Raw genomic sequence first — 25,868 nt, forward strand, 5'->3', positions numbered from 1 at the left:
GTTTTAAGACTTGATCAAATAATCTTTATAAGAAACGTGCACTACGCTGAGCTCTTGCATTTCATTATCTAATTCAATCTTAAAATTACCTTGTGCATCGGATACCGTACCTCTATCTGTACCTACAATAACAAGGGCTGCATTTGCCACAGGCTCTCCTTCATCACTGGTAATTCTTCCACTAACCAAAGTACCAGCACGGTGGGCGTCTACGTTCATTTCAGGTTTCTCCACATCATTTACTGACAATTCATCGCTGTTATCTCCCAATTTAAACGTAATGGGTAATATCAACTTCTGCGAAACAGTTTCGTCTCTTTGCTTTGCAGGCTTCCATGTGATGACTTCACTACTCTTCAGAATTACTCTTACTGCCTCTTCATCAAGAGAGGGATAAATACCCTTTACCACTGAAGCTGTTTCAAGCTTTCCTTCTGTATTTACTACAAACTCTACAAACACTTTGCCTTCCACTTTCTCTTTTCTCGCATCTGAAGGGTACGTCATTTCCTCCATTAAAAATTTGAACAATTGAGGCATTCCTCCCTCCGGCTCCGCTGGTTCATCTACTACTGTAAATTCTCCTCCATCATTTCCTAAAGAAGAGGCCTTTCTGGTGGCTTCTCTGTTATCTGCTATTTCTTTGTCCGATAATTGATTGTCGCAGCTTATGATAAAAGCCAACAACAACACCATGGGCAATGCCAGCAGAAGCTTCCATTTACCGCTTTTATTTTTTTGCTTTTCCATCATTTTTATTCTTTTTAATGTAAACGATTGATTAAAATGGTGGCCAATATTTAAACTCATATCATTGAGCGCCATCTTGGCCAATAGTCGACTATATTCTTTAATGTCTGTTTGAGACAGTACTTTTTCATCTGCCAGAAATTCATGAATGTATTCCAATTGTCTTTTGAGTATCCACACAAAAGGATTGATCCACAAAAAGGTCTTGAGAAGCTCAAAAAACAGGTTATCATAACTATGCCTTTGTTGAATATGAGCTTGCTCGTGCGATAAGATTTTATTTTTGTCATCAGCAGTAACCTGATGCTGGTTATTGTAAAAAAGGTTATTGAAGAAAGAGAAAGTGGGCAGCTGACCATCTGTAGTTATTAGGTCATAACCATTTTCATGAATAATATGGGATTTCCGCTTGATTTTGAAATAGTGAATTCGAAAAACCTGATTCAGCAATAAGGTAAGTTGAATAATCACTCCCAGGACATAAATAATTATGAAAGCCATTTGCCAAGTCACCGTTTGCGATTCTATAGCAGTCGGATTTTGTATTTCTGACAAAATCAATAATTCACTCAGCTGATTAGTAGTAGCGTTTAATCCCGGTACATCATTTGTAAAAACGAGGTTATAATCAATTTGAAGTGACGGTAAAGTTATTGATAGCAGACCTGCCGCTAACAAAAACCATCGACTGTATACATAATGTACATTTCGCCTAAACACCAAAAAGTATATGGCAGCAAACAGTATTATGCACACATTGACTTCGAGCAGGTAGTTTAAAAGATCATTCATCATTCTCTTGGTTTAAGTCATCTTTAACATGTTTCATTAGCTTATCTACATCCTTTATATCAAGGTTATTTTCCTTAGCAAAAAATGATACTAACCTTGAAAAAGATCCACTGAAATAGCCTGATAAGAAATTATCAAAGTATAGTTTAGTGTACTCTTCCTTCGCCACTTTGGCATAATACTCATAGGTTTTTCCATAAGCTTTATGTGCTACAAAACCCTTCTGCTCTAATATTCTGATAATAGTAGACACGGTGTTATAAGCTGGTTTAGGCTCTTCCATTTTAGCCAATATATCCTTCACAAATCCCTTTTTTATCTGCCACAATATCATCATCACTTGTTCTTCCGCTTTGGTTAACTCTTTCATCCTTTATTTAATTTTAATATAAAATGAATATACAACTAAATATTTAGTTTATCAACTAATTCTTTAGTTATTAAATATCTTACATAAAAAAAGGCCAGTATCACCTACCAGCCTTTACAATATGGCATAACATAATTTCACTAGATTATTAATAGATTCTGAGATTCAACATTCTGCTGTAACGGGCGTCATATGCAGTCCGAATACATTACCTTCTGTATCTTCACAAAGCGAGATAAAGCCATGTTCGCCAATAGACATTTTAGGCTTCATTATTTTACCGCCAGCCTTTGCTACAGATTTTTCGGCTACTTCACACTCTTCACAAGAGAAATACACCAAAGTGCTGTTGCCTCCTGCTTTTACTCCTGGCATTTTCACCAATGCCCCAGAGGCATTGGGTCCCATATCACCGGGGAAAAATAACATTTCTATAGGGTCATCACCCGGCACAGGCATAGTGGTTAACTCTACGCCCAATGCTGCTTCATAAAACTTTTTTGCACGCTGAAGGTCATCTACATAAATTTCAAACCATACTACTGGGTTAACTGATTTCATATTAATTAGGTGTTTAGTTTATCAATAATTCAAACTAATACTACACCAGTTATAATGTCTTGTCCTATGACAAGAAATGGTTTAACTCCTCAGTAAAGATTTGCGGATTCTACTCAAACTGGTGTCGGTAATGCCTAAATACGTAGCAATGTGTTTTAGCGGGGCATGCTTGAGCACATCGGGGTACACCTCCGTCATACGCAAATAACGGTCTGTAGCGCTTACCGTAATCATATCTATAGACCGCTGCTTGGTGATAAATAACTGGGCAGACATCCAGCTTCTACCCCACTCTCTAAAGGCCTCTATTTTATGAAATAACAACTGAAAATCTGGAAAATTGATTTTCCATGCTACCACATCTGTAATGGCCTGGATATATTCCATACTTTCAACTTGCTGAAACAATGAATTGACCTCAATCACTATCTGACCAGCCGCAGCAAAGTCTGTTGTAATTTCATTGCCATTTAAATCATAGACATATGACCGTGCCAAGCCACTCTCTATAATATAATACTCATGCGCCACCTTTCCGGCATTTAATATAATGTCGTTTTTACTGAACTGCACCCTTTCATGTGCCAGCATTAAGCTCTGCAAGTCTGATGACGACAAATCTGGGTGATGGTAAACCTTTTGAAAAAAAGCTAAACTCATGCTTAGAAGTGGTTAAGTTATCTTATTAAATTACTAATAATAAGAACAATTGCATAGCAATAAATCGAGTACTTATATTCAGTAAAACGGCATTTCACTGTAACAATGCTTTGAAACAATCGTCACCTGACTAAACGTAGATGTATGTTAAAAACCACTATTCTCACCATATCAATTCTATTTGCATTTTCAAGCTATTCTCTAGCCCAAAATCATCGTACAAGTGCTTTACAATTACAAATAGAGAAAATGGACAGCTTATTATTTGATGTTGCTTTTAACCAATGTAACTCTGTCTTATTTGACCAACTCATTGCCAACGATATAGAGTTTTACGATGACAGAACAGGCCTCAACATCTCTAAAGCTAAAGAGATGGCTTCATTTCATGAAAAGTGCCAAAAGTCCCAACCGGTTACGAGAAGGCTTATTTCTCATGAAATATCGCCATTAGCCAACTATGGCGCAGTACAAACTGGCGTTCATGAGTTTTTGGTAGACGGAGTGCCTGTTGAAAAAGCCAAGTTCATTACCATCTGGGAGAAAAATGACAGCACTTGGCAGGTAAAAAGAGCCATAAGTTATGAGCATACTGGTTTGTAGAGCACAGGTTTATTGAAATACTGACTAAGCATTATGCTAATAGATATGTGCTTAAATGCTCTTACTCATAGTAGGTTGTAGGACCGCTACGCTTAACCTAGGACAGTGGGGGACTGTTCGGTAATAGCTCTCTTGACTTTATCTTTCAGAAAAAACCAATATAAATCATCACAATCATCTATTTTTATTATAATACATTTTTTCATAGGATAAAATGAAAAGCCAGAAATAAGAATTTTACTATCACCATTATTTATTATAGCATAGGTTTTAAGAGAAAAAACCCAGAAAATAATAAATACTCCCAACAAATATTTTATCAACCTACTTCGCTTTAAACATAAATTGCAAATTATTGCAGAAAGTGCAAACCCAAAGACTACTACAAAGTTGTGTTTCACTAAAACTACATTATAAGTAGAACTTACACCTGATAACATCATTTTAAAAAAGTCTTCACTTGTCAGACTTGATGTTGAGATCATAACTAGGATTATATTTATTATCACCCTCATTTTTTTATTCATCTCCACTAAAAGTTACTCCAGCCGGAATTGTATTATTCTTTAGATAGGAAAGTGACACTAATTCTTTATCACCATCCTGAATGAGCGTTGACAATGTACCACCAACTGGTCGTAGCATCCGCTACGAGCCATACTTTGCTTGAGCGTCCGCTCAAATTCTAAATTTAATGCATTCAATATCTTTATTAAAATACTGACTAAGCAGTGTGGAGGCATCCGCTTATCTTATTCCGAACATATGCTCTTGTTCATAATAGGTCTTAGGACCGCTGCGCTTAACCTACGACCAGTGGACTCTTGCGCCAGACTCAATTTAGAACCTTGGCCCAGGTAGGATCCCTTACACATCTTCTTCTCTATCATTCAAAATTTCAAAATATTTTGAATGATTATTAAATGATTTTTTTATAAAAAGATATCTTGATTTTCTATCCTTTGATTTCCCCGAATTAAAATCAACCTCTATCAAAATTTCATCATTACTTTTAAAAATCCTCAATCTGTCTGCATATAATCCCTTATATAAATAATAAACACCTATATAATCACTTTCTCTTTTTTCAAAGTCAAAGTCAAATAAATGAACCAGAAAGGTCTTAACCTCATCAATACTCCCACAGTTAGTTTTATACTTTAAAAAATATTCTTTCATAAAATCTAATTAATATCCTTCACCTGTTGGAATACGTATACTTTTATCTGCAAGCTTAACTTCATCAGCATTTTTAAAAATCCTAACATTCACCTCTCTGTTAATTTTTTTTGACAACGACTCCAATAATACATTAATAACCAATTGTTTAGCCTCTTAGCTTCCAGCTTTAATAGGCCCAGAATTAACATGGTTAGTTAATCCAAACTCTTCTACCCAACTGGTCGTAGCGTCCGCTACGATCCATACTTTACTTGAGCATCCGCTCAAATTCTAAATTTAATGCATTCAATATCTTTATTAAAATACTTACTAAGCAGTGTGGCTTCAGACATTTGATTATCTTATTCCGAGCAAATGCTCTTGCTCATGGTAGGTCTTAGGACCGCTGCGCTTAACCTACGACCAGTGGGGGGGCCATCATCTCTCATATGATCGTTTCTTAGATGCTAATCATAGAAGGGTACATGGTCGATCACCGATAATAAAAGATGATTATTTTTCTCGTTATAGTTTAAATTGAGAAGGCTCTTCTTTTTTTGAGTTTGTTCAAAAAAAACCAGTGGACCATTATTTAATCTCAATGATAAATGTTTGATCTTCTGTAGGTTTCCGGTTATGAACTGACCCAACTGGTCGTAGCGTCCGCTACGATCCACTATTTGCTTGAGCATCCGCTCAAATTCCTTTCTTTACGCACAAATCCATATTTATGAAATACTGGCTAAACATTGTGGCTTCAGATATCTGCTTATCCCATTCCGAGCAAATGCTCTTGCACTAGGTAGGTCGTAGGACCGCTGCGCTTAACCTACGACCAGTGGGAGCCAAGTAACTATAGCAAAGTCTATTCATAAATCATTAAACTCATCCCTTATTTTTTTTAAGACATCAAAATTTTCCTTCCAAGTTTTAGAATTTATTACATGTGAATCCGCTTCAAAAAATGATATATTAAAAGCCATTTTTATAGCATGGACACTATCACGTTGTGATGCTCCCTTTTCTTTCAACTTAAAGATTACAGTTTCTATATTATCAAGAGTAAATCTGTTACTTTTAATAAAGTGAAAGTATTTAAAACTATCCATTATATCTTTTATTCTTTTAAATCCCAACTGTTCGTAGCTCAACTGGTCGTAGCGTCCGCTACGATCCATACCTTACTTGAGCATCCGCACAAATTCCTTTCTTAACGTACAAATTCGTATTCATGAAATACTGGCTAATCATTGTGGCTTCAGACATCAGCTTATCTTATTCCGAGCATATGCTCTTGCTCATGGTAGGTCTTAGGACCGCTGCGTTTAACCTACGACCAGGGGGAAAAGCTTGTTTACCTGGCCAATGCCATTATCAGGGATGCCAAAACCAGAAAAGCTTACTCATAAAAAAGCCCCTGATCATCAATCAGGGGCTTCATAATTTCATTGGTATTTCACTGCTTAGGACCTTTGGCACTAGTCCTTTAATACAAAGGTGTAGTTACAAACTACACCTAGATGCAGTTTTTACATACTACGCTTAGGCGGGAAGCCCTACAATCAGTTAACTACTTAATATTAACGTTATATTGTACCAATTCTATTTTTGTATGATCAAGTAATTCAGCTTTTCCTTCTTCTGGGTAATATTCATATAGTTCTTTATAAATCACATAGTGAGGCTTGTAATAGTTATTTTTCACATCTACAATATACGGCTCCCATATATCCACTTGGTCAGATTTAACCATTTTCCAATATGAATCAGCTAAATGATAATGCATGTATTCACCTATATAAGCTACCAACATAGGAAAAATAGAATCTGGATTTAACCCTTTTGCCATTTCCTTATTTACAAAAAATTCTATCTGCCTAAACTCCTCATCAGTATACGTTGGTTTAATTATATTTAGCTTAACTAACAATTGTTTTTCCAGTTCCTTTTTTTTTGCTAAAAAAGTTTCATCATAATTGAATTTGCCATCAAGTATATGACTTACTCGACCAGTAGACACCTTAGTACTTATATCTTCAAGGTAAGATATTGCACTTGCTAAATTATCAAACAAAAACCCATGAGATTCAAAATCCATTAAGGCTTGGTCATTACTCAATTCATATACTTCAATAAAGTATTTTTCATCAATTGATGTATTTAGTTTTCCATCAAATTTTTCTATAAACTTTTTCACCTCTTTTGGAGAAATCTTTGTGATGCTATCCTCTTCCATAATTTTTTGAGCTAAAATACTATTAGTTAAAAAACATAACATTATAATTAATAATCTCATATCTCCTTTATTTGTCATCAATCTCTGCAGAATCGGGATCTGTACTTGCTGCCCCTAGAACGCCCGAAGGGCTAGTAATTGTTTTCTCTATACCTTCGGTGAAGTTTTTAGGATTCTGAGGCTCAAAAGTATCAAAATCGTCAAAATCCAACGCCTCAATCACATCTTCAAGTAAATAATTTTTCCCTTCTATTTCATTTAATCGCTTTACATCTGAGAAGAATATATTGTTATATTTATCAATAGCCGCTGTTGACTGATAAATTGAAACTCCTCCAACTGGTCGTAGCATCCGCTACGAGCCATACTTTGCTTGAGCGTCCGCTCAAATTCTAAATTTAATGCATTCAATATCTTTATTAAAATACTTACTAAGCAGTGTGGCTTCAGACATTTGATTATCTTATTCCGAGCAAATGCTCTTGCTCATGGTAGGTCTTAGGACCGCTGCGCTTAACCTACGACCAGTGTGGGTTACAAAACCAAACAAGCCTACGGTTCATAGAAAAAGCCCCTGATCAATCAGAGGCTTTAGACTTCATAATATTATAATGGCACAAGTGGACACTTGCGCCAGACTCAATTTAGATCCTTGAACCAGTTGGGGAAAGTTTTTTAACAAAACTAAATTAAAGAAAACAACAGTAAAAAAAACGAGACAAGCATATTAATTAAACTGAAAAACATCGCTTGGTTCTTCTTTTTAATCGATAAACGGCTATATTCACTTACAATTTTAATTCTTTCAAAAAAAGTCTCATTAATAAATGAAAAAATCAAAAATAATATAAATATGATATAGTCAATCCGGACTTCTAAAAAAAAATATTTAGAAATAATCATTATTATAGCTGAGATATATAAAGTCACTAAAATTGCTAACAATGAGCAACTTGCAATAAATTCTATCTTAAAATAAGGCCTTATTAATGAGCTGAATTTATAAAATCCAAAAAAAGCAAATTTATACAACTTAATCATTTCTATTTAATATTTAGGGCTTAAGTAAGTTTCTGATAACCCACAATCTAAACATTCCTGTCCACCAACTGGTCGTAGCGTCCGCTACGATCCAGACATTACTTGAGCGTCTGCTCAAATTCCTTTCTTCACGAACGAATTCATAAAATACTGACTAAGCAGTGTGGAGGCATCCGCTTATCTTATTCCGAACATATGCTCTTGTTCATAGTAGGTCGTAGGACCGCTACGCTTAACCTACGACCAGTGGGGGCTCGAACTAGCCACTACTTTTATTGCTCGCACCAGCTTGAGCAAAATGATGTTTAACCAAACGGTATATCAATATAATCAACATTATAACAACAATTGGAAGTATCATTTTCCATTTCTTTGCATGACATCTGTTATAATCATTAAGTTCAAGCAACATATTGTCCTGTGAAGCAAATTGGTAAACAGATATACTATTATTGTTAATACTTTCTTTTTTAATACCAACAACAACTGTATCTAGAGGTTCTAGCAACAATATCTCTTTGGAATAACTCATATCATAAGCACACCCACTGAGATAAAATTTATTAGACATTCCAACTAATTTAATTTTAATATATTTTCTTGGCATATCTCCCCCTTGCTCCCCATAAATTGGCTTTTCTAAAAGAACCCCTTGAATCTCAGCTATTTGATCATTTGCAATTGGCTTATAAAAAAAAAATGCATAAAATAAAACTACTGCAGAAATGAGCAACAGAGCAATAAGAACCTTATTATTAATTATCATATCGATGACGTATACGATTAGTTTTCAGGTGTAGTTTTCGATTCACTAAAGGTTTCTTCATAGACTTCCTTAACCTGCTTTCTCATCATTTTCTTAAGTAAATCAGTTATCAATAGATCGTTATAATCTTTAGTTGCTGGTAGTTCAAATTTTTTGAACAGAGCATCAGCACCTGTTCTAATCATAAATTCAACTGTTACATCTATATTGGGGGTTTTTATAATCCTTGATCTCTCTTAGTCCAAATTTTTCAATAATATTGTATTCATACTTAGGATGATTGTAAGATAAAATTGATTCTGTTTTTATAAATTCATTTAAATATGGATGTATATACATTAGAAAATATTTTTTAATGTTTTTTCGTATACCTCTTTATTCATTTTGATGGGTATAGCCCCTTTTTCTGTGGCTGTTTCCCAATTTATATGAGCTCCTAACTCATCACTCCAGTCTAGTCTCCAATGATTGGATTCTGTGCCATACCCGACAATATCTACTTTATATGGCCCTAATGTACTCCTATAAGCATCTTTAACGTCTCCAACTTTTGATTTGGCAATAGTTAAAGCATCATCCATAGTTCCCGACTTTGTAATTGTTACAACCTCCTTTATTTTTCTATTCAACGAACCCTCTCCAACTGGTCGTAGCATCCACTCAAATTCCTTTCTTTAAGCACAAATTCATAAAATACTGGCTGAGCATTGTGGCTTCAGACATCCGCTTATCTTATTCCGAGCATATGCTCTTGCTCATGGTAAGTCTTAGGACCGCTGCGCTTAACCTACGACCAGTGGGGGGACTGTTAGAATATTATTTTTAAAGACATAATAAAAATCACAATTGTAATTATTGGATAGCCTAAAGATAGCTTTAATGTACACTGATTATCAGATTTTTGATGCTCACCAATTATTGCTGATTTTTTTTTGTAAACTAAAAAATATTGAAATACACCAATGGTTAATAGATAACTAAAAAATAATATCCAAGACCCGAAGTAAATTTTGTCAAAAAACATTTCACTTCCAATTAAGTAGGCTGACAGTAAATTAAAATAAAATAAAGTGCCTATTAAAGTTGAACTAACACCCTTTTCAATTCCTAGATAACTAGGAAAATGCGTTTTCAAAACGTTATAATAACAATAGAATAAAGCCTTAAACATATTAATTTTTCTTTCCTGAACTAATCTCGGTCTCTACCGGACAGCCTAAACAGTCCGTACCTCCATTTTCATAATACCTCACCAACTGGTCGTAGCATCCGCTACGAGCCATACTTTGCTTGAGCATCCACTCAAATTCCTTTCTTTAAGCACAAATTTATAAAATACTGACTAAGCAGTGTGGAGGCATCCGCTTATCTTATTCCGAACATATGCTCTTGTTCATAGTAGGTCGTAGGATCGCTACGCTTAACCTACGACCAGATGGAGGATGCCCTTAGTGGTGTGCTTAAAGATGTGGAATGAAAAAGCCCGATTTTGCTCGGGCTTTTATTTACTTATTAATTCTTCTTTTCAAATATGATAATATAGTTTTCCTTTTCATTAACAAAAGTGTTAATGCTATTGAATTAGGTATAAAAAAATAGGTAGTCGTAAATAAGTATTTATTAGTAAACCAATTAAAAACACTTAAAGGAAAATTTAAAACATACTTATATAAAATAAAAGGAATAGCTTCTTGATTTTTAAAACTCTTAAAACTATAAAACTCTCCATCTGATGGACTATAGAACGATTCATAATTCATCATTTTAAACATTGCAAATAAACACATACCTAAAAATAAAACTACAATAGGTATAAATATTTTAAAAAACTTCATGAAATTTAGTTTAATTTAAAGATAATGATTTATCAAAACACCAACTGGTCGTAGCATCCGCTACGATCCAGACATTACTTGAGCGTCCGCTCAAATTCTAAATTTAATGCATTCAATATCTTTATTAAAATACTGACTAAGCATTGTGGCTCAAGCCTTCCGCTTATCCTGTTCCGAGCATATGCTCTTGCTCATGGTAGGTCTTAGGACCGCTGCGCTTAACCTACGACCAGTGGGGGGACTGTTAGAATATTATTTTTAAAGACGTAATAAAAATCACAATTGTAATTATTGGATAGCCTAAAGATAGCTTTAATGTACACTGATTATCAGATTTTTGATGCTCACCAATTATTGCTGATTTTTTTTTGTAAACTAAAAAACATTGAAATATACCAATGGTTATTAGATAACTAAAAAATAATATCCAAGACCCGAAGTAAATTTTGTCAAAAAACATTTCACTTCCAATTAAGTAGGCTGACAGTAAATTAAAATAAAATAAAGTGCCTATTAAAGTTGAACTAACACCCTTTTCAATTCCTAGATAACTAGGAAAATGCGTTTTCAAAACGTTATAATAACAATAGAATAAAGCCTTAAACATATTAATTTTTCTTTCCTGAACTAATCTCGGTCTCTACCGGACAGCCTAAACAGTCCGTACCTCCATTTTCATAATACCTCTATTTTGCTTTGTCAGCCCTTTGTGAATCACCAACTGGTCGTAGCGTCCGCTACGACCTATACTTTGCTAGAGCGCCCGCTCAAATTCCTTGCTTTAAGCACAAATTTATAAAATACTGACTAAGCAGTGTGGCTCAAGCCTTCCGCTTATCCTGTTCCGAGCATATGCTCTTGCCCATGGTAGGTCGTAGGACCGCTGCGCTTAACCTACGACCAGTGGCTAATCTGTAGTCATTCTGACGAATTAAAATTATTTTTTAAAGAAGTAAATAAGGTGCTTAAACCAACGGAAAGTTACAACCAAAAATAAGCTCAGAAAAGAGTGAATGATCATGTTAATAAAAAAATGCCAGTAAAATAAACGCCCATATTGATAAAAGTCAATAAAAAAGTACAATAACAAAATCACTCCATTAACAATAAAATATATCTTATTCCAATGTTTTTTTAAAATAAAGTATTGAATAACCCATGATAAACAGGACATTAAAGCCAAAAATAAAATTATAAGATCATTCATTTACAGTATTTGTTTTCGTAACCAACTGATCGTAGCGTCCGCTACGATCCATACTTTACTTGAGCATCCGCTCAAATTCCTTTCTTTAAACACAAATCCATATTCATGAAATACTGACTAAGCAGTGTGGCACAAGCCTTCTGCTTATCCTATTCCGAGCAAATGCTCTGCTCATGGTAGGTCGTAGGACTGCTGCGCTTAACCTACGACCAGTGGTTTTCACTCAATACAATTGCCTTCAAATTATGACTCTAAGCCCTCTACCCCATTAATAACTCGATTCGTTTAATTTGGTAACACCTCGGTAAGTCCAATATATAATAGCGGTGTAACCCAGCACAAAGGGTAGGCCTATGCAGGCCAATATAAACATGGTTTTGAGGGTATATAAAGACGATGAGCTATTATAAATATCAAGATTATATTCGGGTGAAATATTCGATAACATCATATTGGGGAATAGTCCCAGTGCAAAAAATAAAATTATGGCCACCATCATCAGTGCAGAAGATATAAAACCTTGTAACGGTTTATCTTTTACTAGTGTACGATGGATATTCATAATAGCTAAGGCATTGAGCACTACTACAATCCAAGCTATTACAGAAATAATAATTTGATGTTGCAAGATCAAAGGATGAGGATCACCAACGTAATCAATCATGCCAAATGAAAAATTGGCAAGCATTTCTGGCTGATGGTACATGGTAACAAATGTGGTAATAGCATACATCGGAATAAAGATATAGTAGGCTTTAAACGCCCAGCCCTTCACCTTTTTTCTTAAGTCGCCCTCGGTTTTCATTATCAGGTAAATAGCACCGTGCATACTAAACATAACCAAATTAAAAACTCCCGTAAGTAGAGTATATGGGCTAATCAAATCTAGAAAAGTGCCTTCATACTCCATGGAAGGGCCTATTTTAAAGCCCATAATAACGTTGCCGATGGCTATTCCGAAAAGCAAGGCTGCAAGTATTGACCCGCACGAAAAGGCTATATCCCAAAACTTGCGCCACATTTTCATATCTTCTTTACTTCTAAATTCTATTGATACCGCTCTAAATATTAGTGCAAAGAGTAATATCATAAAGGGTAAATAAAACCCAGAAAATGCTGTGGCATAAACATGGGGAAAAGCGGCAAAGAAAGCACCACCCGCGGTTACAAGCCACACCTCATTACCATCCCAAACTGGCCCGATGGAATTGAGCAATATTCTACGATCGTGATCTCCTTTAGCAAATAAGTGCAATGCCCCTACCCCTAAGTCAAAACCATCTAAAATAGCATAACCGGTTAATAAAAAACCTACGATTATAAACCACAATACTTGATAATCCATGTTAATTAAAATTTTCGGTTAATGAATCAAATTGCTCGTGCCTTTCTCTATAGTCAGTCTCCATTTCCTCATGAGAGTCCGGACCATGTTTTATCTCTTTATTGAGCACGTACAGCCACACAAAAAGAAGGAGTAAGTACACGAGCCCGAATAAAATCAGTGACACCCACACCTCGGGGGCAGAAATGGACTTAGAAACACCGTCTTCCGTTCTTAAAAGACCATACACCAGCCAAGGCTGCCTACCTCGCTCAGCAGAATACCACCCCGCCTGATTGGCTATTACCGGCAGCACTACCGCCCCTACAAAGACTTTTAGTAACCAACGTTGGTTGAAAAGTGATTTGCGCCACCATAAAAATAACGCAAGGAATGTAAGACCAATAAAAAACATACCTAGTGCAACCATCAAGTGGTAAGACTGAAAAACATGATTGACAGGCGGCCTATCTTCTTTCGCAAATTGATCTAAACCAGTAACTTCATAATCTGTATCCCAATCGAGCAGAAAACTCAACCCTCCTGGCACTGAAAGGCCTTTTGTTGTTTGGGTTTCATCATCTACATAGCCAAAAATAAACATAGGCGCATTCTTTTGTGTCTCATACAACCCTTCAAATGCCGCCATTTTAGCCGGCTGATGTTCGTATGCTACATGTGCACTCACATGGCCAATCAACGGCTGTAGAGATGCTGCTATTGCGGCTACTACTAATGCTATTGAAAATGACTTTTTAGCAAATTCAAAATATTTATTTTTAAGTAAAAAGTACGCTGATACACTGAGCACCAAAAAAGCACCCTGCACAAAAGCACCTACTATAGAATGAGCAAAACGAGACATAGAAGAAGGGCTAAATATAACTCCCCAGAAATCGGTAATAACTGCCCGCATAAAGCCATTAGCATCTTGCACTATGTCATAGGCTACAGGCGTCTGCTGCCATGAGTTGGCAACTATAATCCAAAAGCCAGACATGATAGACCCTAGGGCAACCATGGTAGTAGCAAATAAATGAAAACCTGGCTTCACCTTATTCCAACCAAAAAGCAACACCGCCAAAAAACCTGATTCTAAAAAGAATGCAAATATACCTTCTGCGGCTAATGGCGAGCCAAATACATCGCCAACAAACCTAGAATAAGTAGCCCAGTTGGTACCAAACTCAAACTCCAACACGATGCCTGTAGCCACGCCTACTGAAAAATTCGCGGCAAAAATCTTGATCCAAAAGCGAGTAATGGTCTCATATATTTTTTTGCCAGTGAAATAATACATAGATTCAAAAATCACCAGCAACAATCCTAACCCTATACTAAAAGGAGGAAATATATAATGAAACATGGCTGTAAAAGCAAACTGCAGCCGCGATAGCTCTTCAACACTCATTTTTTATTTGTTTTTAGGTAGATGAATAAGGCTCCGATTCCAAACAAAAGTCCGGTTATGCCTTTGATGATTTTTTTTGAGGGAATATCGAAAATCGACACAGGTAATACGGGCAACTTCACTACTAAATAGTATAGTATTAGCACTGACAATATATAAATGAATAATTTTTTATGTCTTTCCACCTGCTCAGCGTTTATTGACTTCAAAATCAGTGCTAAAGTAAACCCCAAACGCCACAAGACCTTACATTTGTTTACTTATTTACATTTTAAAATTTAGTTCCCTAAATCATTATTTTTATTCCTTTTTCCGATAATAATCTCCCGATTCTTAGACTTTTAATTTCAGTAATGCTTTATATTGCTACAGAATCTTCCAAACATTAACACTTCAATAATGAGGAACAACTTACTTCTATTAATAGCGTGTTGCATATTAGCTGCATGTAATAAAAACGCTAAGCAGGCAGAGACTAATACGGCTGAAAAGACTCCCAAAACACTTTTGAGCACTATTGCATTTGGGTCTTGCAGCCACCAAAACGACAGCATCCAGATGTGGCCAGAAATCACCAACCAATCTGCCGAATTAATGATTTTAACGGGTGACAATATTTATGGAGACACTCAGGATATGGACGAATTGCGAAAGCAATATTTAGTTCAAAAAAACAGGCTTTCTTATCAGAAATTACTACATGCCATGCCCGTAATTGGTGTGTGGGACGACCATGATTATGGCATCAACGATGGAGGTAAAAACTTCGCTAAAAAAGACGAAAGCAAGCAATTACTTCTTGGCTTTTTAGATGTACCTGAAGACAATCCCGTTTGGTCACACAAGGGGGCATACAATTCCTACACTTTTAATGATGGAAAACTAAAAGTAATTCTTTTAGACACGCGGTATTTTAGAGACACTCTCATAGCTGACACCGAAAGTGACGCTCGCTTTTTGGCCAATGAAGAAGGTGATATTTTAGGTGATGAGCAATGGCAGTGGCTGGAAAACGAACTCACCAATGACACGGCAAGTGTTAATTTAATAATATCGAGCATTCAGCTGATACCTGATGAGCAGCTTTACGAAAAATGGGCCAATTTCCCGAATTCGAGAAAGCGATTTTTTGAACTACTGAGCAAAACCAAGCCACGAGGTACTATTATTATAAGTGGTGACAGGCATATGGCGGAGTTCTCGCAAATGAATATTGAAGGTTGGGATCATCCTTTATATGAGGTAACTTCTAGTGGTCTTACTCATACTTGGGACAAGGAAAATCCTGAAGTAAATACTCACAGGATAGACACCATGGTGGTAAGAAAAAATTATGGCCTCTTAAAAATAGATTGGGATAAAGAAAAGCCCGATATCAATGTGAAAATTAAAGGATATGGTGACAGTACTTATCTGGACCATACCTTCACTTTCTAAAAAAAAAGAGCCACGAAAAGTGGCTCTTTTTTTATGTGTTTACTGTCCGTATCCATCGTTCTGCGGTAAGCCGCCCGATCTCACATCTACCAAAGGAATTGGAAGCACCTCATGCTGTCCTTTCTTAAAGCCTAATGGCCCTAACTCTTGATCTGCTAAATCCCATCTTACAAGATCAAGGAACCTATGTCCTTCAAATGCTAGCTCTAATTGACGCTCAGTAACTATTGCATCAAACACATCATTACCCGATACGTTGATTTCTGGCAGGTCAGTGCCTGGTCTGGTACGCACCTGATTGATATAATCTAATGCGGTAGCTTCATCACTATTTCGGTAATGAGCCTCTGCTGCCATTAACAGCACATCAGCATATCTGATAATAATAAAGTCATTGCTGTAGTTATACTCCTTACTAGTAGTATCAGTTCTTGTAGAAAAACTACCGTACTTTCTTTGAAAATAGCCTTCATAGTCCCAAGCATTTTCAAGCGTCCATTTACCTCCACCATCAACCAGCTCCTCTTCTGAGATAATTGTTATTCTCCTACGGTTAACATCACCAGCAGCAACAAATGCATCGTACATCTTTTTCTTTGGCAAGTTAAAACCCCAACCACCAATTAAAGAATCGCCTTTGGCAGGTGTATAATAATCAGAGCGAGGCCCCATTAATTGAATATGAATATTACTTTCTGGTATTCCTCCCCAAGGGAAGTTATCTCCATTGTAAGACTCTTGTCCTGTAAAAGGAATTTCAAAAATAGACTCTTTGCCAAACTCTCCTTCTTCAGAAAACACTGTTTGCAACTCGTTTTCCAATGAATATTCTCCTGAGGCTATTACTGCATCGAATTGTTCTTGCGCCTTTTGATAAAGCTTTTGAAATAAGTACACCTTACCTAATAAAGACTGAGCCATACCTTTAGATACTCTAAACTTATCGGCATCGCTATAACCGCTTTTCACTGGCAAATCAGGAATAGCTTCTAATAAATCCGTTTCAATTTGACCATAAACGGTTTCTTTTGATTCACGGCTAGTAGTTGTGAATTCCGAAGGGTCTACCCCTTTTAGCACCAACGGCACATCTCCCCAAAGCGTTACTAAGTTAAAGTAGTTTAGTGCCCTTAACGTTTTTGCTTCTGCTATTAACCTTTTATAGATATCAGAGTTACCAGCACTTTTTTCAAAGATTATATTAGCACGATAAATCGTATAATAATAAAGCTTCCATACGTCCCTCACTTTATCGTTTTGTGAGTCTATATTAAAATCATCTAAGTTTTGATAACCTACCTGATCTCCATTGTTACTACCTCCAGCATTACCCTCATCAGAAAGTAAAGTTTTAAGCAAATAAGGACTTGCCCAGGTCTTGTTATATTCGGCCGAATTTAAGTCATAAACAGCATTAACAGCCATTAGCACGTCAGCATCGGTTTGGTAGAAGTCCTCCTCATTGAGCTTACCTGGTACTTCTTCCTCCAGAAAATCATTACAGGCAGTAGCATTAAATAAAATTAAAGCCACTGCAATTCCTTTATATATAAAATTTTTCATGTCTTTGGTATCTTATTAAAAACTAAAAGTAAGTCCACCCAAAATAGTTCTTGGCACCGGATACATACCTCTGTCTATACCTAAACTTTGAGGATTATCGGTACCCGCTTCAGGATCCATACCCGGGTAATCGGTGAATGTAAAGAAGTTATCCATAGACACATATACTCTTAAATTTCTTATGCCTATGTTTTGAATCATTTTTTGAGGCAAAGTATAGCCAAGTTGCAGCTGTTTAATTCTCATGTAAGATCCATCAAACACCATCAAATCACTACTATAAATTTTTGAGTCATCGGTATTGGCGGCAAACCAGCTATTGGTAGAGCCTTCTCCTGTCCATCTGTCTTCGTAAAAGAATTTAGGTTTATTGGCAGTAGGTCTATCAATTCTATTGAAGCCCATCAGCACATCGTTACCCGATTTCCCTTGCATAAACATTAAGAAGTCAAACCCTTTATATTTTAGGTTAATGCGCGCACCATAATAAAAGTCTGGCTGTGGATCTCCAATGTAAGTTCTGTCAGCCTCAGAAATTTGGCCATCGCCATTTACATTTCTAATGATTGGGTCTCCTGGGCTTGGCTCATAACCTGTAAGGCCATTATCAGCCACATATTTATCGATCTGCTCTTGGTTTTGAAAAATACCATCGGTAACATAACCTGTATAATACCACACTGGTCTTCCTTCTGTAAACTGTGTTACTGGCGACCAGCCGGTACCTACATCAGCACCATTAAGTACAGGGTAGTTAGGGTCTAAGTATGTCACTTCATTGTCAAGCGTAGTTAAATTGGCTGTAATGCTGTATTGAAAGTTTTGCGAAGTAGGATTACTATATCCTAATTCTATTTCAAAACCTTTATTAACTACCTCTCCGGCATTTACAAAAGGCATGGTGTTTCCTGAAAATAATGGAGGCGCACCAGGAGTAATTAAATCTTTGGTTTTCTTATTGAAATAATCAACGCTAAACGTCAATCCACCATCTAAAAATTTCAAATCTAAACCGATATCTACCTGCTCACTGGTTTCCCATTTTAGGTCTCTATTTTCTAAGTTGGTAGGTGCTGCACCCAGCTGATACACCCCGTTAGAACCGGGATACCTGATAACTCCATCAACATTGGTAGATACAAAAGCCTGCCATTGTCCTGGAGAAAGGTTAGACAAACTACCATTTTGACCCCAGCTAGCTCTAAACTTAGCGTAGTTGACTATTTTGGTAAAGTCAGAAGTATAAAAATCTTCATTAGAAATTACCCATCCCGCAGAAAATGATGGGAAAGAACCCCATTTATTTTCATCAGACAGCATGCTAGAGCCATCTCTTCTTAATGTAGCGTTAAATAAGTACTTGCCTTCGTAGTCATAGCTAATTCTTCCAAAAACTGAAGATAATGTTCTTGAAGATACTGAACTATATATTCTATCATTAGCATCAGATACATAATCAGCATAAGACCATTTTCTTTCTTCTCTAAATAACGTTCCGTATGTACCGCCCAAATAATTGCTCTCATCTCTTTGCTGAGACACCCCTGCTAACAACGTGAAGTGGTGCGATCCAAAAGTTCTATCGTAAGAAGCAAAGTTTTCAAACTGCCAGCTATAAAACTGCTCCCAGTTATCTATACCGTTGGCTCCTTTAGTATTATTTTTGAAATTATTAAACCAGAATGTAGGAGTCCAGTCATGATTACGCTGCCAATAAGCATTTACACTTAAGCGTGAAGTAAATTTAAACCCTTCTATTGGCGTAAGCTCTGCATACACATTCCCTAATATTTTACTCTGCACGGTACGTCCTTTTTCTATATCTACCATGGCTAAAGGGTTGGCAAACTCACCTTTAACATAATCGGAAATACCGTAATAATTACCATTTCCGTCCTTCACCAAAGGGTATCCTTCAGAAAGAGCCGTCTGAACATGCTCAGGGTAATTACCATTTGTATAGGTAACAGGAGTTAATGGATCCATAGCAATAGCGCTACTTACTACTGATCCAAATTCATCATTTTCCGCTACACCTCTTCTTTTTATGTAGGCATAAGAGAGGTTCTCCCCTACCTTAAGCCAGTCTTTTATTTGGTGACTTGAGTTAATTCTGGCAGTGTATCTATCAAATTTTGATTTATCACCACCTACTACGCCTTCTTGGGTATATATATTTCCACCTACAAAGAAGGTTGATTTATCCGTTCCGCCACTAAAGTTTAAACTGTGGTTTTGCATGGGAGCATCTTCGTATAGTTCATCGAACCAGTCAGTGCCATTACCTGTAGGCACAGGAGCATCTACCACATTAGCCTCAGACATATATGTTTGGTACTCTCTGGCATTCATCATAGGCATCAGGTCTGGTTTTACAGACTGCACACCGTACTGCCCGCTATAAGTGATAACCCCAGTACCAGCTTTACCTTGTTTTGTGGTGATAATAATTACTCCATTAGCACCCTGAGCTCCATAAATAGCCGCAGAAGCAGCATCTTTAAGCACCTCCATTGATTCTATATCGTTAGGACTTAAAAAACTCATGCCGCTGGCATCAGTTCTTACCCCATCAATGATATACAGTGGATCGGAATTTCCGTTAGAGGAAGCTCCTCTAATTTGTATTTTAGTTCCACTACCTGGTGAACCAGAATTTTGGGTAATGTTCACACCGGCAGTACGCCCTTGTAGGGCCTGGTCTACAGTACTATTAGATACAGACTGCAGTTCATCAGCTTTTACAGAAGAAATAGCTCCGGTACTTAGGCTTTTCTTTTGGGTGCCATATCCTACTACTACTACTTCTTCCAAAGTTTCTGTATCTTGATCTAATACCACATCAACGTTTGATTGTGCCCCAACGGTAACTTCTTTAGTTACATATCCTATAAATGAAAATATTAGAACATCATCAGAAGATACCTGTAAGCTATACTGACCATTAAAATCAGTAACTGTTCCTTTAGAGGTATTTTTAATCATAACATTGACACCCGGCACGGGTTCTGATGTTTCTGCATCAGTCACAGTTCCTGTCACGGCACTTTGAGAAAAGGCCCAATGCGACCATAACAGGCAGCTAAACAATAAGTAACGTTTAAGTCTCATAAGAGTAAGAGTTTGATGTAATAAATATTGGTTATTTAAAATCGATTGCACAAACGATTGCAGGTATCGAAGGGCAAATGCCCAAGAATTTACCAATGCACTTATAATTAGCCTAATTTTTTACTGCTTTATTTTTACACTTAATATATGTAATAGACATATTTCATGTTTCAATTAAAACATTAAGCATTAACAATCAATAAGTTAAGAGCAAAAAACAGTCTAAGTATTTCTACTTAAAAAAGTATGATTAAATACCCTTGATGTACCAGAAAAAATAAAATTTTAATTATTTTGAAGAAAACCGATGTAAGTTCGGTTATTCTTAAATGCGGGTGATATTTTCAATATAATTCGTAACTCACTGAAAAACGGATGTCAGAATTTTATCAATAACTTAATTTTAGTGAGGCTTTAGCAAAAAAGATAAAAGGCAAGCACAATTGCTTATGCTTGCCTTTAAAATTGAAATTTAATATACCATAGAACTAATAACGTTCAATTGCACTGAAGATTATTTAACTATGATCTTTTCGGTGTATTTACCTTCATTATTTTGAATAGAAACGATATAAGCACCAGATTTTAAACCTCTTATAAAAGTATCTCCAACCACTTCTTTCACCATAACTTTTCTACCAGAAAGGTCTGTGATGATTAACTGGGAAGCCATTTTAACGCTAACGGTAAACTCTCCTTTTTCCACTGGGTTAGGATAAACCTTAGCCAGTGGTTTATTTTCTGTTATGAGGCTTGCAGCCATTCGGGCAGACTCCCCTACAATACCCCAGCTAAACTCTTCCCAGCCCTCTACGCCATCTCTGTCACAGGTCATTGGACCCTCTGCATTTCCAGAGCTCACAAACTTACCATTCGTACCCTGAAGGGCCACTTTTCCTACACCTCTATAAATCCAAGCGAAGGTTTCCCAACCATCTACCACATCTCTGTCACACATCATAGGCGAAGCTCCATCCATAGATGATACATACTTGCCGTTTGAGTCTCTTAGTGCCACCCTGTTATTAGGTGCTGATACTATGGTAAAACTCTCCCAGCCCCCTATAACGCTTCTATCGCACGACATGCTTTGTTCTCCGCCTCCGGAAGAAACGTATAATCCATTACTACCTTTTAGCCATATGGTTTGTCCTACGGGAGCTCCTTCTGATCCGGCCTCACCCCAAGTAAACTCTTCCCAGCCTTCAACAGCATCACGATCACAAGTCATAGGCCCTTCAGCATTACCAGAACTCACAAATTTACCATTGGTACCCTGCAAGGCTACTTTGCCATTACCTCTGTCTATCCAATCGAAAGTTTCCCAACCATCTATAGCATCTCTATCGCACAGCATAGGAGAAGCTCCATCCATTGAAGAAACATATTTACCTGTATCATCTCTTAACGCAACCCTGCCATTGGGAGCAGATACTACAGTAAAACTTTCCCATCCTTGCACCACAGGCCTGTCGCAGTTCATGGCTTCTAGTCCACCTTCAGATGACACGTATAGTCCATTACTACCTTTTAGCCAAATAGTTTTACCTATAGGCGCAGATGAAGGATCTGGAGCCCCCTGCTCATAAACTCTAACATAATCAACTTCCATTCTGCGCGGCCAAATATTAGGGTCTACACCTTGGGCTCCGCCCCAATCTCCACCAACAGCTAAGTTTAAAATAATATGAAAATCATGATTAAATGGCCAAGACTCCCAGCCTGCCCCATCGTTATACACAGTATAGAACTTATTATCGTCTACAAAAAAGTCAATCCTATCTGGATACCACTCTGCAGCATATAAATGAAAACCTGCCGTTACATCACTAGTATAGGTATGTCCAGTTCTTTGATTTCCCTTTCTAAAGTAAAATCTATTACTATGTACTGATCCATGAATAGCATCTTGGTCGTATCCCACTTCTTCCATAATATCAATTTCACCACAGTTGGGCCACCAATAATTGGTTTCGTCATTCCAGCCATACACAGACTCATCGTTAGGATACAGCCAGAAAGCAGGCCATGATCCCCAGCCTCCGGGCAACTTCATACGGGCTTCGAATCTTCCATAAGTCCACCCTGCTGTAGAATTTAACCTGGCAGATGAATATTCACCTTTACCGGCATACCAATCTCTTCGTGCTTCTATAACAAGCACTCCATTTTCGACCCTCACATTTTCGGACCTATTGGTATAACTTTGAAGTTCATTGTTTACGCGACCAGCATCCCACAATTCAGGACTCCAGTGTGAGTCTGGTGCGCCATTGTAATCAAACTCATCGTGCCAAATCAAATTCCAGTTTTGGGCAAAAACACCGGAATGAGCCAACACAATAAGTAAAAGCATAGTTAAATTTAGCTTTCTCATTAAGTATAGGTTTAGTTGAACAAAAATTAAAATTATTACTGTTTTGAGCTGCCTATGGGGTTAGTAGGCTTGTATATCAATGTGCTGAAGCATTTTCTTTTGGAGTGATAAATATAATGCTTAATTAATGGGATGCCAGAAGCACAAAATACATTGGATTATAACAATAATTTGAATCACTACACTTTTACTACTACAAAAAATTATAATACACTAACAATCAAAAAATTAAGAACTGAAAACTTGGCGATATTTTTTTCATATTTATTTAAAATTCTAAGCCTGTTAGGTGCCAAGACCTACCATTTATAGATTTTTCTGTAAAACATCTACGTCTATTTCTCATTTATAAAGGAAAGTAAAAACGCTTTCTATACCTTTACTTCATATTGAAGCAATAATAATTCTACATATGCAATCCATTTTACGAACCAGTGTTATTTTTATAACCGTCTTTATAATCAGCATAGGCTGTAATGCTCAAGATAAAGCTGACAATTCTTACAAAGTTTCTAAAGACATTACGTGGGCATCACCTGAAGGCTTTGATCTTACCATGGATATTTACACGCCTAACTCAGGTAAAAAAAGCTATCCGGTATTAGTAATATTCCATGGTGGTGGCTGGCTGATAAACGATAAGTCTATTATGGACCAGATGTCTGACTATGTAGTAACACATGGCGAATATGTAGTATGCAATGTCAACTACAGGCTTTTAGGAGATCTGAATAATACTGTAACAATGAATGACATCGTAAACGATGCTTTTGGCGCTGTTTTGTGGGTCAAAGACAATATCGCTAAGTATGGTGGTAACCCTAAAAAACTAGCCGTAACCGGTGACAGTGCAGGTGGACATTTGGCTGAAATGGTAATAGTAGCGGGGCAAACGCTCAATAGCACCGGGTTCGACAAAGCTCCCTTCGGCTTTATCCCCACATATTTACCTAATGGCAAAACTCCTGAGCAGGTAGCGCAAGAAAATGGTTTAGAAGTACAAGCAGGTTTAATTAGCTATGGAGCTTTTAACATCTATTCTAGTGCCTTGGGCGGGTTTGAAAAACCTTCAAACATATTTTGGCAACTAGGCAAAGCCCAACCCAGGTCTATTTTTGGAGGAGACATTAATGCTAAAGACAATCCCGACATGTATAAAGCGGTATCACCTTTTTATTATATTTCAAAAAAAGAAGATGTGCAGCTCCCTCCTCAACTGTTTACTGTAGGCTCTAATGACAATGTAACTACCCCTAAAAGTGTAAAAAACTATGTAGAGAAACTAAAAGCTGCGGGTCAGCCTACTGAATTTTGGGAATATGAAGGAAGGCCTCATGCATTTTTAGACTCAGGCTCTAACCAATACCTTGGCATAAAATTCGAAAAAGATGCTCCTGAAGCACTGGACATTATGATCAAATTTCTAAATAAAATATTTTATTAAAATTGATTTAGTTAATGACCTTAATAGCACTCCTCGACAATTCTACTTTACCATCTTTTTCAAGTTTCTTCAACAACCTGGAGATAACTTCACGAGTGCTATTAAGCTCTACCGCTATTTCTTGATGTGTTATTTGTAAATGATAAGTATTACGGATAGACGTTTTATCTAACAAATAACTCCATAATCGCTCATCCATTTTATGAAAAGCAACGCTATCTAATGAGTTAAGCAGTTCATCAAATCGCTCTTTATATGTATTCATTACAAAATTTTTCCAACTTACATACTTTACCATCCACTCATCTAGAAAGTGAACAGGCAGCTGAATTATTAAAGAGTCCTCCTCTGCTATAGCGCTAATTTGGCTTTTGTCATAGGCAGTACAACAAGTTAATGCCATGGCGCAGGTTTTTCCTTCTTGAAGGTAATATAAAAACAGCTCATGTCCTTCCGCATCTTGTCTCATAATTTTAATACTTCCCTCCACTAATAATGGCATAGTAGTAATCACTTTACCAAATTCCATCATCACTTCACCAGCCTTAGCACGCCTTACCTTTCCATTATCTACAATCTCTTGCTGCAACTCATGCTCTGTCAATTCAGGAAAACTTCTATTTAAATATTCTAGTATTTCGTTTTGCATTTTTGTAATCTGCATTTTAATACGTATGTTCGGCATTAAGCTTTTATCCAATAATCAAGCTTTTATTGAATTCATGCTTCGATAAACTTAAATATCCGTTTTTCGTTTATGAATAATAATAGGTTATGTATAAAAAATTTTCCATAAAACTACTTACTATACTTCTTGCAGTGCAGATATTAAATATCAGCCTCAACATTAGTGATAGTGCGCTTGGAAAAAATCTACCTAACCACAAGTATATTAATGAGATTGAAACCGTAGTTGAATTCATTGTAGAAATAATTTTAGAACATGAAGATGCTATTGCCGAATCACAATCTCCAAATGGCTCGGATTTTGAAGAAGAAGAGGAAGAAGGCAAAATACAGCAGGCCTTTGAATTCGAATACAATTATGAACCTGTTTATTACGTAGCAGGCATTTTATACGATAAAGGGGTCTATCATGACCCGCTACAAATTAAAGATCCCGTTTCAGAAGTAACTACCCCACCTCCTCAAGCTTAATATTAAATAAGGTTAATTTCTTAAAATAGTACTAGCCATAACGCTGGTATAGCAAAAGCAT

General features: G+C 36.6%; 25 protein-coding genes. 5 read left to right on the top strand and 20 right to left on the bottom strand.

The window, feature by feature from the left end; all coding sequences use genetic code 11:
* Window positions 1-3: 3 nt before the first annotated feature.
* From ACXACQ_RS22465 to ACXACQ_RS22480, 4 genes are all read right to left on the bottom strand, one after another.
* Complete coding sequence (locus tag ACXACQ_RS22465) at window positions 4-1,545, bottom strand: TonB family protein (RefSeq protein WP_474978251.1); 1,542 nt, start codon at window positions 1,543-1,545, stop codon at window positions 4-6.
* Complete coding sequence (locus ACXACQ_RS22470) at window positions 1,535-1,912, bottom strand: BlaI/MecI/CopY family transcriptional regulator (protein ID WP_474978252.1); 378 nt, start codon at window positions 1,910-1,912, stop codon at window positions 1,535-1,537. The genes ACXACQ_RS22465 and ACXACQ_RS22470 overlap by 11 nt, the downstream gene beginning before the upstream one ends.
* A 165-nt stretch (window positions 1,913-2,077) precedes the next feature.
* Entirely contained in the window at window positions 2,078-2,473 is a 396-nt protein-coding gene (locus ACXACQ_RS22475) for a VOC family protein (RefSeq protein WP_474978253.1), read from the bottom strand.
* A gap of 81 nt (window positions 2,474-2,554) precedes the next feature.
* Window positions 2,555-3,133, bottom strand: a complete 579-nt coding sequence (locus ACXACQ_RS22480) for a Crp/Fnr family transcriptional regulator (RefSeq protein WP_474978254.1) — start codon at window positions 3,131-3,133, stop codon at window positions 2,555-2,557.
* Between the two features lie 144 nt (window positions 3,134-3,277).
* Between ACXACQ_RS22480 and ACXACQ_RS22485 the strand changes: the two genes are divergently transcribed.
* Complete coding sequence (locus tag ACXACQ_RS22485; protein WP_474978255.1) at window positions 3,278-3,736, top strand: nuclear transport factor 2 family protein; 459 nt, start codon at window positions 3,278-3,280, stop codon at window positions 3,734-3,736.
* Between the two features lie 92 nt (window positions 3,737-3,828).
* Here ACXACQ_RS22485 and ACXACQ_RS22490 read toward each other — a convergent pair whose 3' ends face one another.
* From ACXACQ_RS22490 to ACXACQ_RS22505, 4 genes are all read right to left on the bottom strand, one after another.
* Complete coding sequence (locus tag ACXACQ_RS22490) at window positions 3,829-4,221, bottom strand: hypothetical protein (protein ID WP_474978256.1); 393 nt, start codon at window positions 4,219-4,221, stop codon at window positions 3,829-3,831.
* Window positions 4,222-4,255: 34 nt separating this feature from the next.
* On the bottom strand, window positions 4,256-4,381 hold the full coding sequence (locus tag ACXACQ_RS22495) for a hypothetical protein (protein WP_474978257.1): 126 nt from the start codon (window positions 4,379-4,381) through the stop codon (window positions 4,256-4,258).
* A 222-nt stretch (window positions 4,382-4,603) separates the two neighbouring features.
* The gene (locus ACXACQ_RS22500) at window positions 4,604-4,915 is read right to left on the bottom strand and encodes a hypothetical protein (RefSeq protein ID WP_474978258.1); all 312 of its coding nucleotides are present in this window, start codon (window positions 4,913-4,915) and stop codon (window positions 4,604-4,606) included.
* 851 nt (window positions 4,916-5,766) lie between these two features.
* Window positions 5,767-6,075 (bottom strand): hypothetical protein, encoded by a 309-nt coding sequence (locus tag ACXACQ_RS22505; protein ID WP_474978259.1) that lies wholly within the window; start codon window positions 6,073-6,075, stop codon window positions 5,767-5,769.
* 53 nt (window positions 6,076-6,128) lie between these two features.
* On the opposite strand from ACXACQ_RS22505, the gene ACXACQ_RS22510 reads away from it, so the two are divergent.
* Window positions 6,129-6,443, top strand: a complete 315-nt coding sequence (locus ACXACQ_RS22510; protein WP_474978260.1) for a hypothetical protein — start codon at window positions 6,129-6,131, stop codon at window positions 6,441-6,443.
* A gap of 24 nt (window positions 6,444-6,467) precedes the next feature.
* On the opposite strand, the gene ACXACQ_RS22515 is transcribed toward ACXACQ_RS22510, so the two are convergent.
* The 8 genes from ACXACQ_RS22515 to ACXACQ_RS22550 all read right to left on the bottom strand — a co-directional run bounded on the left by ACXACQ_RS22515 (window position 6,468) and on the right by ACXACQ_RS22550 (window position 14,717).
* A complete protein-coding gene (locus tag ACXACQ_RS22515) occupies window positions 6,468-7,193 on the bottom strand; it encodes a hypothetical protein (protein WP_474978261.1) in 726 nt (241 codons plus the stop codon).
* A 7-nt stretch (window positions 7,194-7,200) separates the two neighbouring features.
* Window positions 7,201-7,485: a hypothetical protein gene (locus tag ACXACQ_RS22520; RefSeq protein WP_474978262.1), complete on the bottom strand. Its 285-nt coding sequence runs from the start codon at window positions 7,483-7,485 to the stop codon at window positions 7,201-7,203.
* A 948-nt stretch (window positions 7,486-8,433) separates the two neighbouring features.
* Window positions 8,434-8,940 (bottom strand): hypothetical protein, encoded by a 507-nt coding sequence (locus ACXACQ_RS22525; RefSeq protein ID WP_474978263.1) that lies wholly within the window; start codon window positions 8,938-8,940, stop codon window positions 8,434-8,436.
* Between the two features lie 17 nt (window positions 8,941-8,957).
* Complete coding sequence (locus ACXACQ_RS22530; RefSeq protein ID WP_474978264.1) at window positions 8,958-9,125, bottom strand: hypothetical protein; 168 nt, start codon at window positions 9,123-9,125, stop codon at window positions 8,958-8,960.
* 153 nt (window positions 9,126-9,278) lie between these two features.
* Entirely contained in the window at window positions 9,279-9,596 is a 318-nt protein-coding gene (locus ACXACQ_RS22535; protein ID WP_474978265.1) for a hypothetical protein, read from the bottom strand.
* Between the two features lie 516 nt (window positions 9,597-10,112).
* Entirely contained in the window at window positions 10,113-10,238 is a 126-nt protein-coding gene (locus tag ACXACQ_RS22540; protein WP_474978266.1) for a hypothetical protein, read from the bottom strand.
* Window positions 10,239-12,250: 2,012 nt separating this feature from the next.
* Window positions 12,251-13,327 (bottom strand): cytochrome d ubiquinol oxidase subunit II, encoded by a 1,077-nt coding sequence (gene cydB / locus ACXACQ_RS22545; protein ID WP_474978267.1) that lies wholly within the window; start codon window positions 13,325-13,327, stop codon window positions 12,251-12,253.
* Window position 13,328: 1 nt separating this feature from the next.
* Window positions 13,329-14,717: a cytochrome ubiquinol oxidase subunit I gene (locus ACXACQ_RS22550; RefSeq protein ID WP_474978268.1), complete on the bottom strand. Its 1,389-nt coding sequence runs from the start codon at window positions 14,715-14,717 to the stop codon at window positions 13,329-13,331.
* A gap of 399 nt (window positions 14,718-15,116) precedes the next feature.
* On the opposite strand from ACXACQ_RS22550, the gene ACXACQ_RS22555 reads away from it, so the two are divergent.
* On the top strand, window positions 15,117-16,154 hold the full coding sequence (locus ACXACQ_RS22555) for an alkaline phosphatase D family protein (RefSeq protein ID WP_474978269.1): 1,038 nt from the start codon (window positions 15,117-15,119) through the stop codon (window positions 16,152-16,154).
* 39 nt (window positions 16,155-16,193) lie between these two features.
* On the opposite strand, the gene ACXACQ_RS22560 is transcribed toward ACXACQ_RS22555, so the two are convergent.
* From ACXACQ_RS22560 to ACXACQ_RS22570, 3 genes are all read right to left on the bottom strand, one after another.
* Complete coding sequence (locus ACXACQ_RS22560) at window positions 16,194-17,717, bottom strand: RagB/SusD family nutrient uptake outer membrane protein (protein WP_474978270.1); 1,524 nt, start codon at window positions 17,715-17,717, stop codon at window positions 16,194-16,196.
* Between the two features lie 15 nt (window positions 17,718-17,732).
* Window positions 17,733-20,828, bottom strand: coding sequence for a SusC/RagA family TonB-linked outer membrane protein (locus ACXACQ_RS22565; RefSeq protein WP_474978271.1), 3,096 nt, complete (start codon window positions 20,826-20,828; stop codon window positions 17,733-17,735).
* A gap of 514 nt (window positions 20,829-21,342) precedes the next feature.
* Window positions 21,343-23,205, bottom strand: coding sequence for a family 16 glycosylhydrolase (locus ACXACQ_RS22570; protein ID WP_474978272.1), 1,863 nt, complete (start codon window positions 23,203-23,205; stop codon window positions 21,343-21,345).
* A gap of 412 nt (window positions 23,206-23,617) precedes the next feature.
* On the opposite strand from ACXACQ_RS22570, the gene ACXACQ_RS22575 reads away from it, so the two are divergent.
* Window positions 23,618-24,649: an alpha/beta hydrolase gene (locus ACXACQ_RS22575; RefSeq protein ID WP_474978273.1), complete on the top strand. Its 1,032-nt coding sequence runs from the start codon at window positions 23,618-23,620 to the stop codon at window positions 24,647-24,649.
* Between the two features lie 7 nt (window positions 24,650-24,656).
* Here ACXACQ_RS22575 and ACXACQ_RS22580 read toward each other — a convergent pair whose 3' ends face one another.
* On the bottom strand, window positions 24,657-25,298 hold the full coding sequence (locus tag ACXACQ_RS22580) for a Crp/Fnr family transcriptional regulator (RefSeq protein WP_474978274.1): 642 nt from the start codon (window positions 25,296-25,298) through the stop codon (window positions 24,657-24,659).
* Between the two features lie 125 nt (window positions 25,299-25,423).
* On the opposite strand from ACXACQ_RS22580, the gene ACXACQ_RS22585 reads away from it, so the two are divergent.
* Window positions 25,424-25,807 carry a hypothetical protein gene (locus tag ACXACQ_RS22585; RefSeq protein ID WP_474978275.1) on the top strand — a complete coding sequence of 128 codons (384 nt, stop codon included), beginning with the start codon at window positions 25,424-25,426 and terminating at the stop codon, window positions 25,805-25,807.
* Window positions 25,808-25,868: the final 61 nt, after the last annotated feature.

The sequence above is a fragment of the Fulvivirga sp. AWR4_260 genome (assembly GCF_056158185.1).

What these genes read in the sequence shown, in the direction of transcription:
- ACXACQ_RS22465 (WP_474978251.1), bottom strand. Translation starts at nt 1,545, where the DNA reads ATGATGAATGATCTTTTAAACTACCTGCTCGAAGTCAATGTGTGCATA.
- ACXACQ_RS22470 (WP_474978252.1), bottom strand. Translation starts at nt 1,912, where the DNA reads ATGAAAGAGTTAACCAAAGCGGAAGAACAAGTGATGATGATATTGTGG.
- ACXACQ_RS22475 (WP_474978253.1), bottom strand. Translation starts at nt 2,473, where the DNA reads ATGAAATCAGTTAACCCAGTAGTATGGTTTGAAATTTATGTAGATGAC.
- ACXACQ_RS22480 (WP_474978254.1), bottom strand. Translation starts at nt 3,133, where the DNA reads ATGAGTTTAGCTTTTTTTCAAAAGGTTTACCATCACCCAGATTTGTCG.
- ACXACQ_RS22485 (WP_474978255.1), top strand. Translation starts at nt 3,278, where the DNA reads ATGTTAAAAACCACTATTCTCACCATATCAATTCTATTTGCATTTTCA.
- ACXACQ_RS22490 (WP_474978256.1), bottom strand. Translation starts at nt 4,221, where the DNA reads ATGATCTCAACATCAAGTCTGACAAGTGAAGACTTTTTTAAAATGATG.
- ACXACQ_RS22495 (WP_474978257.1), bottom strand. Translation starts at nt 4,381, where the DNA reads ATGCTACGACCAGTTGGTGGTACATTGTCAACGCTCATTCAGGATGGT.
- ACXACQ_RS22500 (WP_474978258.1), bottom strand. Translation starts at nt 4,915, where the DNA reads ATGAAAGAATATTTTTTAAAGTATAAAACTAACTGTGGGAGTATTGAT.
- ACXACQ_RS22505 (WP_474978259.1), bottom strand. Translation starts at nt 6,075, where the DNA reads ATGGATCGTAGCGGACGCTACGACCAGTTGAGCTACGAACAGTTGGGA.
- ACXACQ_RS22510 (WP_474978260.1), top strand. Translation starts at nt 6,129, where the DNA reads ATGAAATACTGGCTAATCATTGTGGCTTCAGACATCAGCTTATCTTAT.
- ACXACQ_RS22515 (WP_474978261.1), bottom strand. Translation starts at nt 7,193, where the DNA reads ATGAGATTATTAATTATAATGTTATGTTTTTTAACTAATAGTATTTTA.
- ACXACQ_RS22520 (WP_474978262.1), bottom strand. Translation starts at nt 7,485, where the DNA reads ATGCTACGACCAGTTGGAGGAGTTTCAATTTATCAGTCAACAGCGGCT.
- ACXACQ_RS22525 (WP_474978263.1), bottom strand. Translation starts at nt 8,940, where the DNA reads ATGATAATTAATAATAAGGTTCTTATTGCTCTGTTGCTCATTTCTGCA.
- ACXACQ_RS22530 (WP_474978264.1), bottom strand. Translation starts at nt 9,125, where the DNA reads ATGATTAGAACAGGTGCTGATGCTCTGTTCAAAAAATTTGAACTACCA.
- ACXACQ_RS22535 (WP_474978265.1), bottom strand. Translation starts at nt 9,596, where the DNA reads ATGCTACGACCAGTTGGAGAGGGTTCGTTGAATAGAAAAATAAAGGAG.
- ACXACQ_RS22540 (WP_474978266.1), bottom strand. Translation starts at nt 10,238, where the DNA reads ATGCTCAAGCAAAGTATGGCTCGTAGCGGATGCTACGACCAGTTGGTG.
- cydB (WP_474978267.1), bottom strand. Translation starts at nt 13,327, where the DNA reads ATGGATTATCAAGTATTGTGGTTTATAATCGTAGGTTTTTTATTAACC.
- ACXACQ_RS22550 (WP_474978268.1), bottom strand. Translation starts at nt 14,717, where the DNA reads ATGAGTGTTGAAGAGCTATCGCGGCTGCAGTTTGCTTTTACAGCCATG.
- ACXACQ_RS22555 (WP_474978269.1), top strand. Translation starts at nt 15,117, where the DNA reads ATGAGGAACAACTTACTTCTATTAATAGCGTGTTGCATATTAGCTGCA.
- ACXACQ_RS22560 (WP_474978270.1), bottom strand. Translation starts at nt 17,717, where the DNA reads ATGAAAAATTTTATATATAAAGGAATTGCAGTGGCTTTAATTTTATTT.
- ACXACQ_RS22565 (WP_474978271.1), bottom strand. Translation starts at nt 20,828, where the DNA reads ATGAGACTTAAACGTTACTTATTGTTTAGCTGCCTGTTATGGTCGCAT.
- ACXACQ_RS22570 (WP_474978272.1), bottom strand. Translation starts at nt 23,205, where the DNA reads ATGAGAAAGCTAAATTTAACTATGCTTTTACTTATTGTGTTGGCTCAT.
- ACXACQ_RS22575 (WP_474978273.1), top strand. Translation starts at nt 23,618, where the DNA reads ATGCAATCCATTTTACGAACCAGTGTTATTTTTATAACCGTCTTTATA.
- ACXACQ_RS22580 (WP_474978274.1), bottom strand. Translation starts at nt 25,298, where the DNA reads ATGCAAAACGAAATACTAGAATATTTAAATAGAAGTTTTCCTGAATTG.
- ACXACQ_RS22585 (WP_474978275.1), top strand. Translation starts at nt 25,424, where the DNA reads ATGTATAAAAAATTTTCCATAAAACTACTTACTATACTTCTTGCAGTG.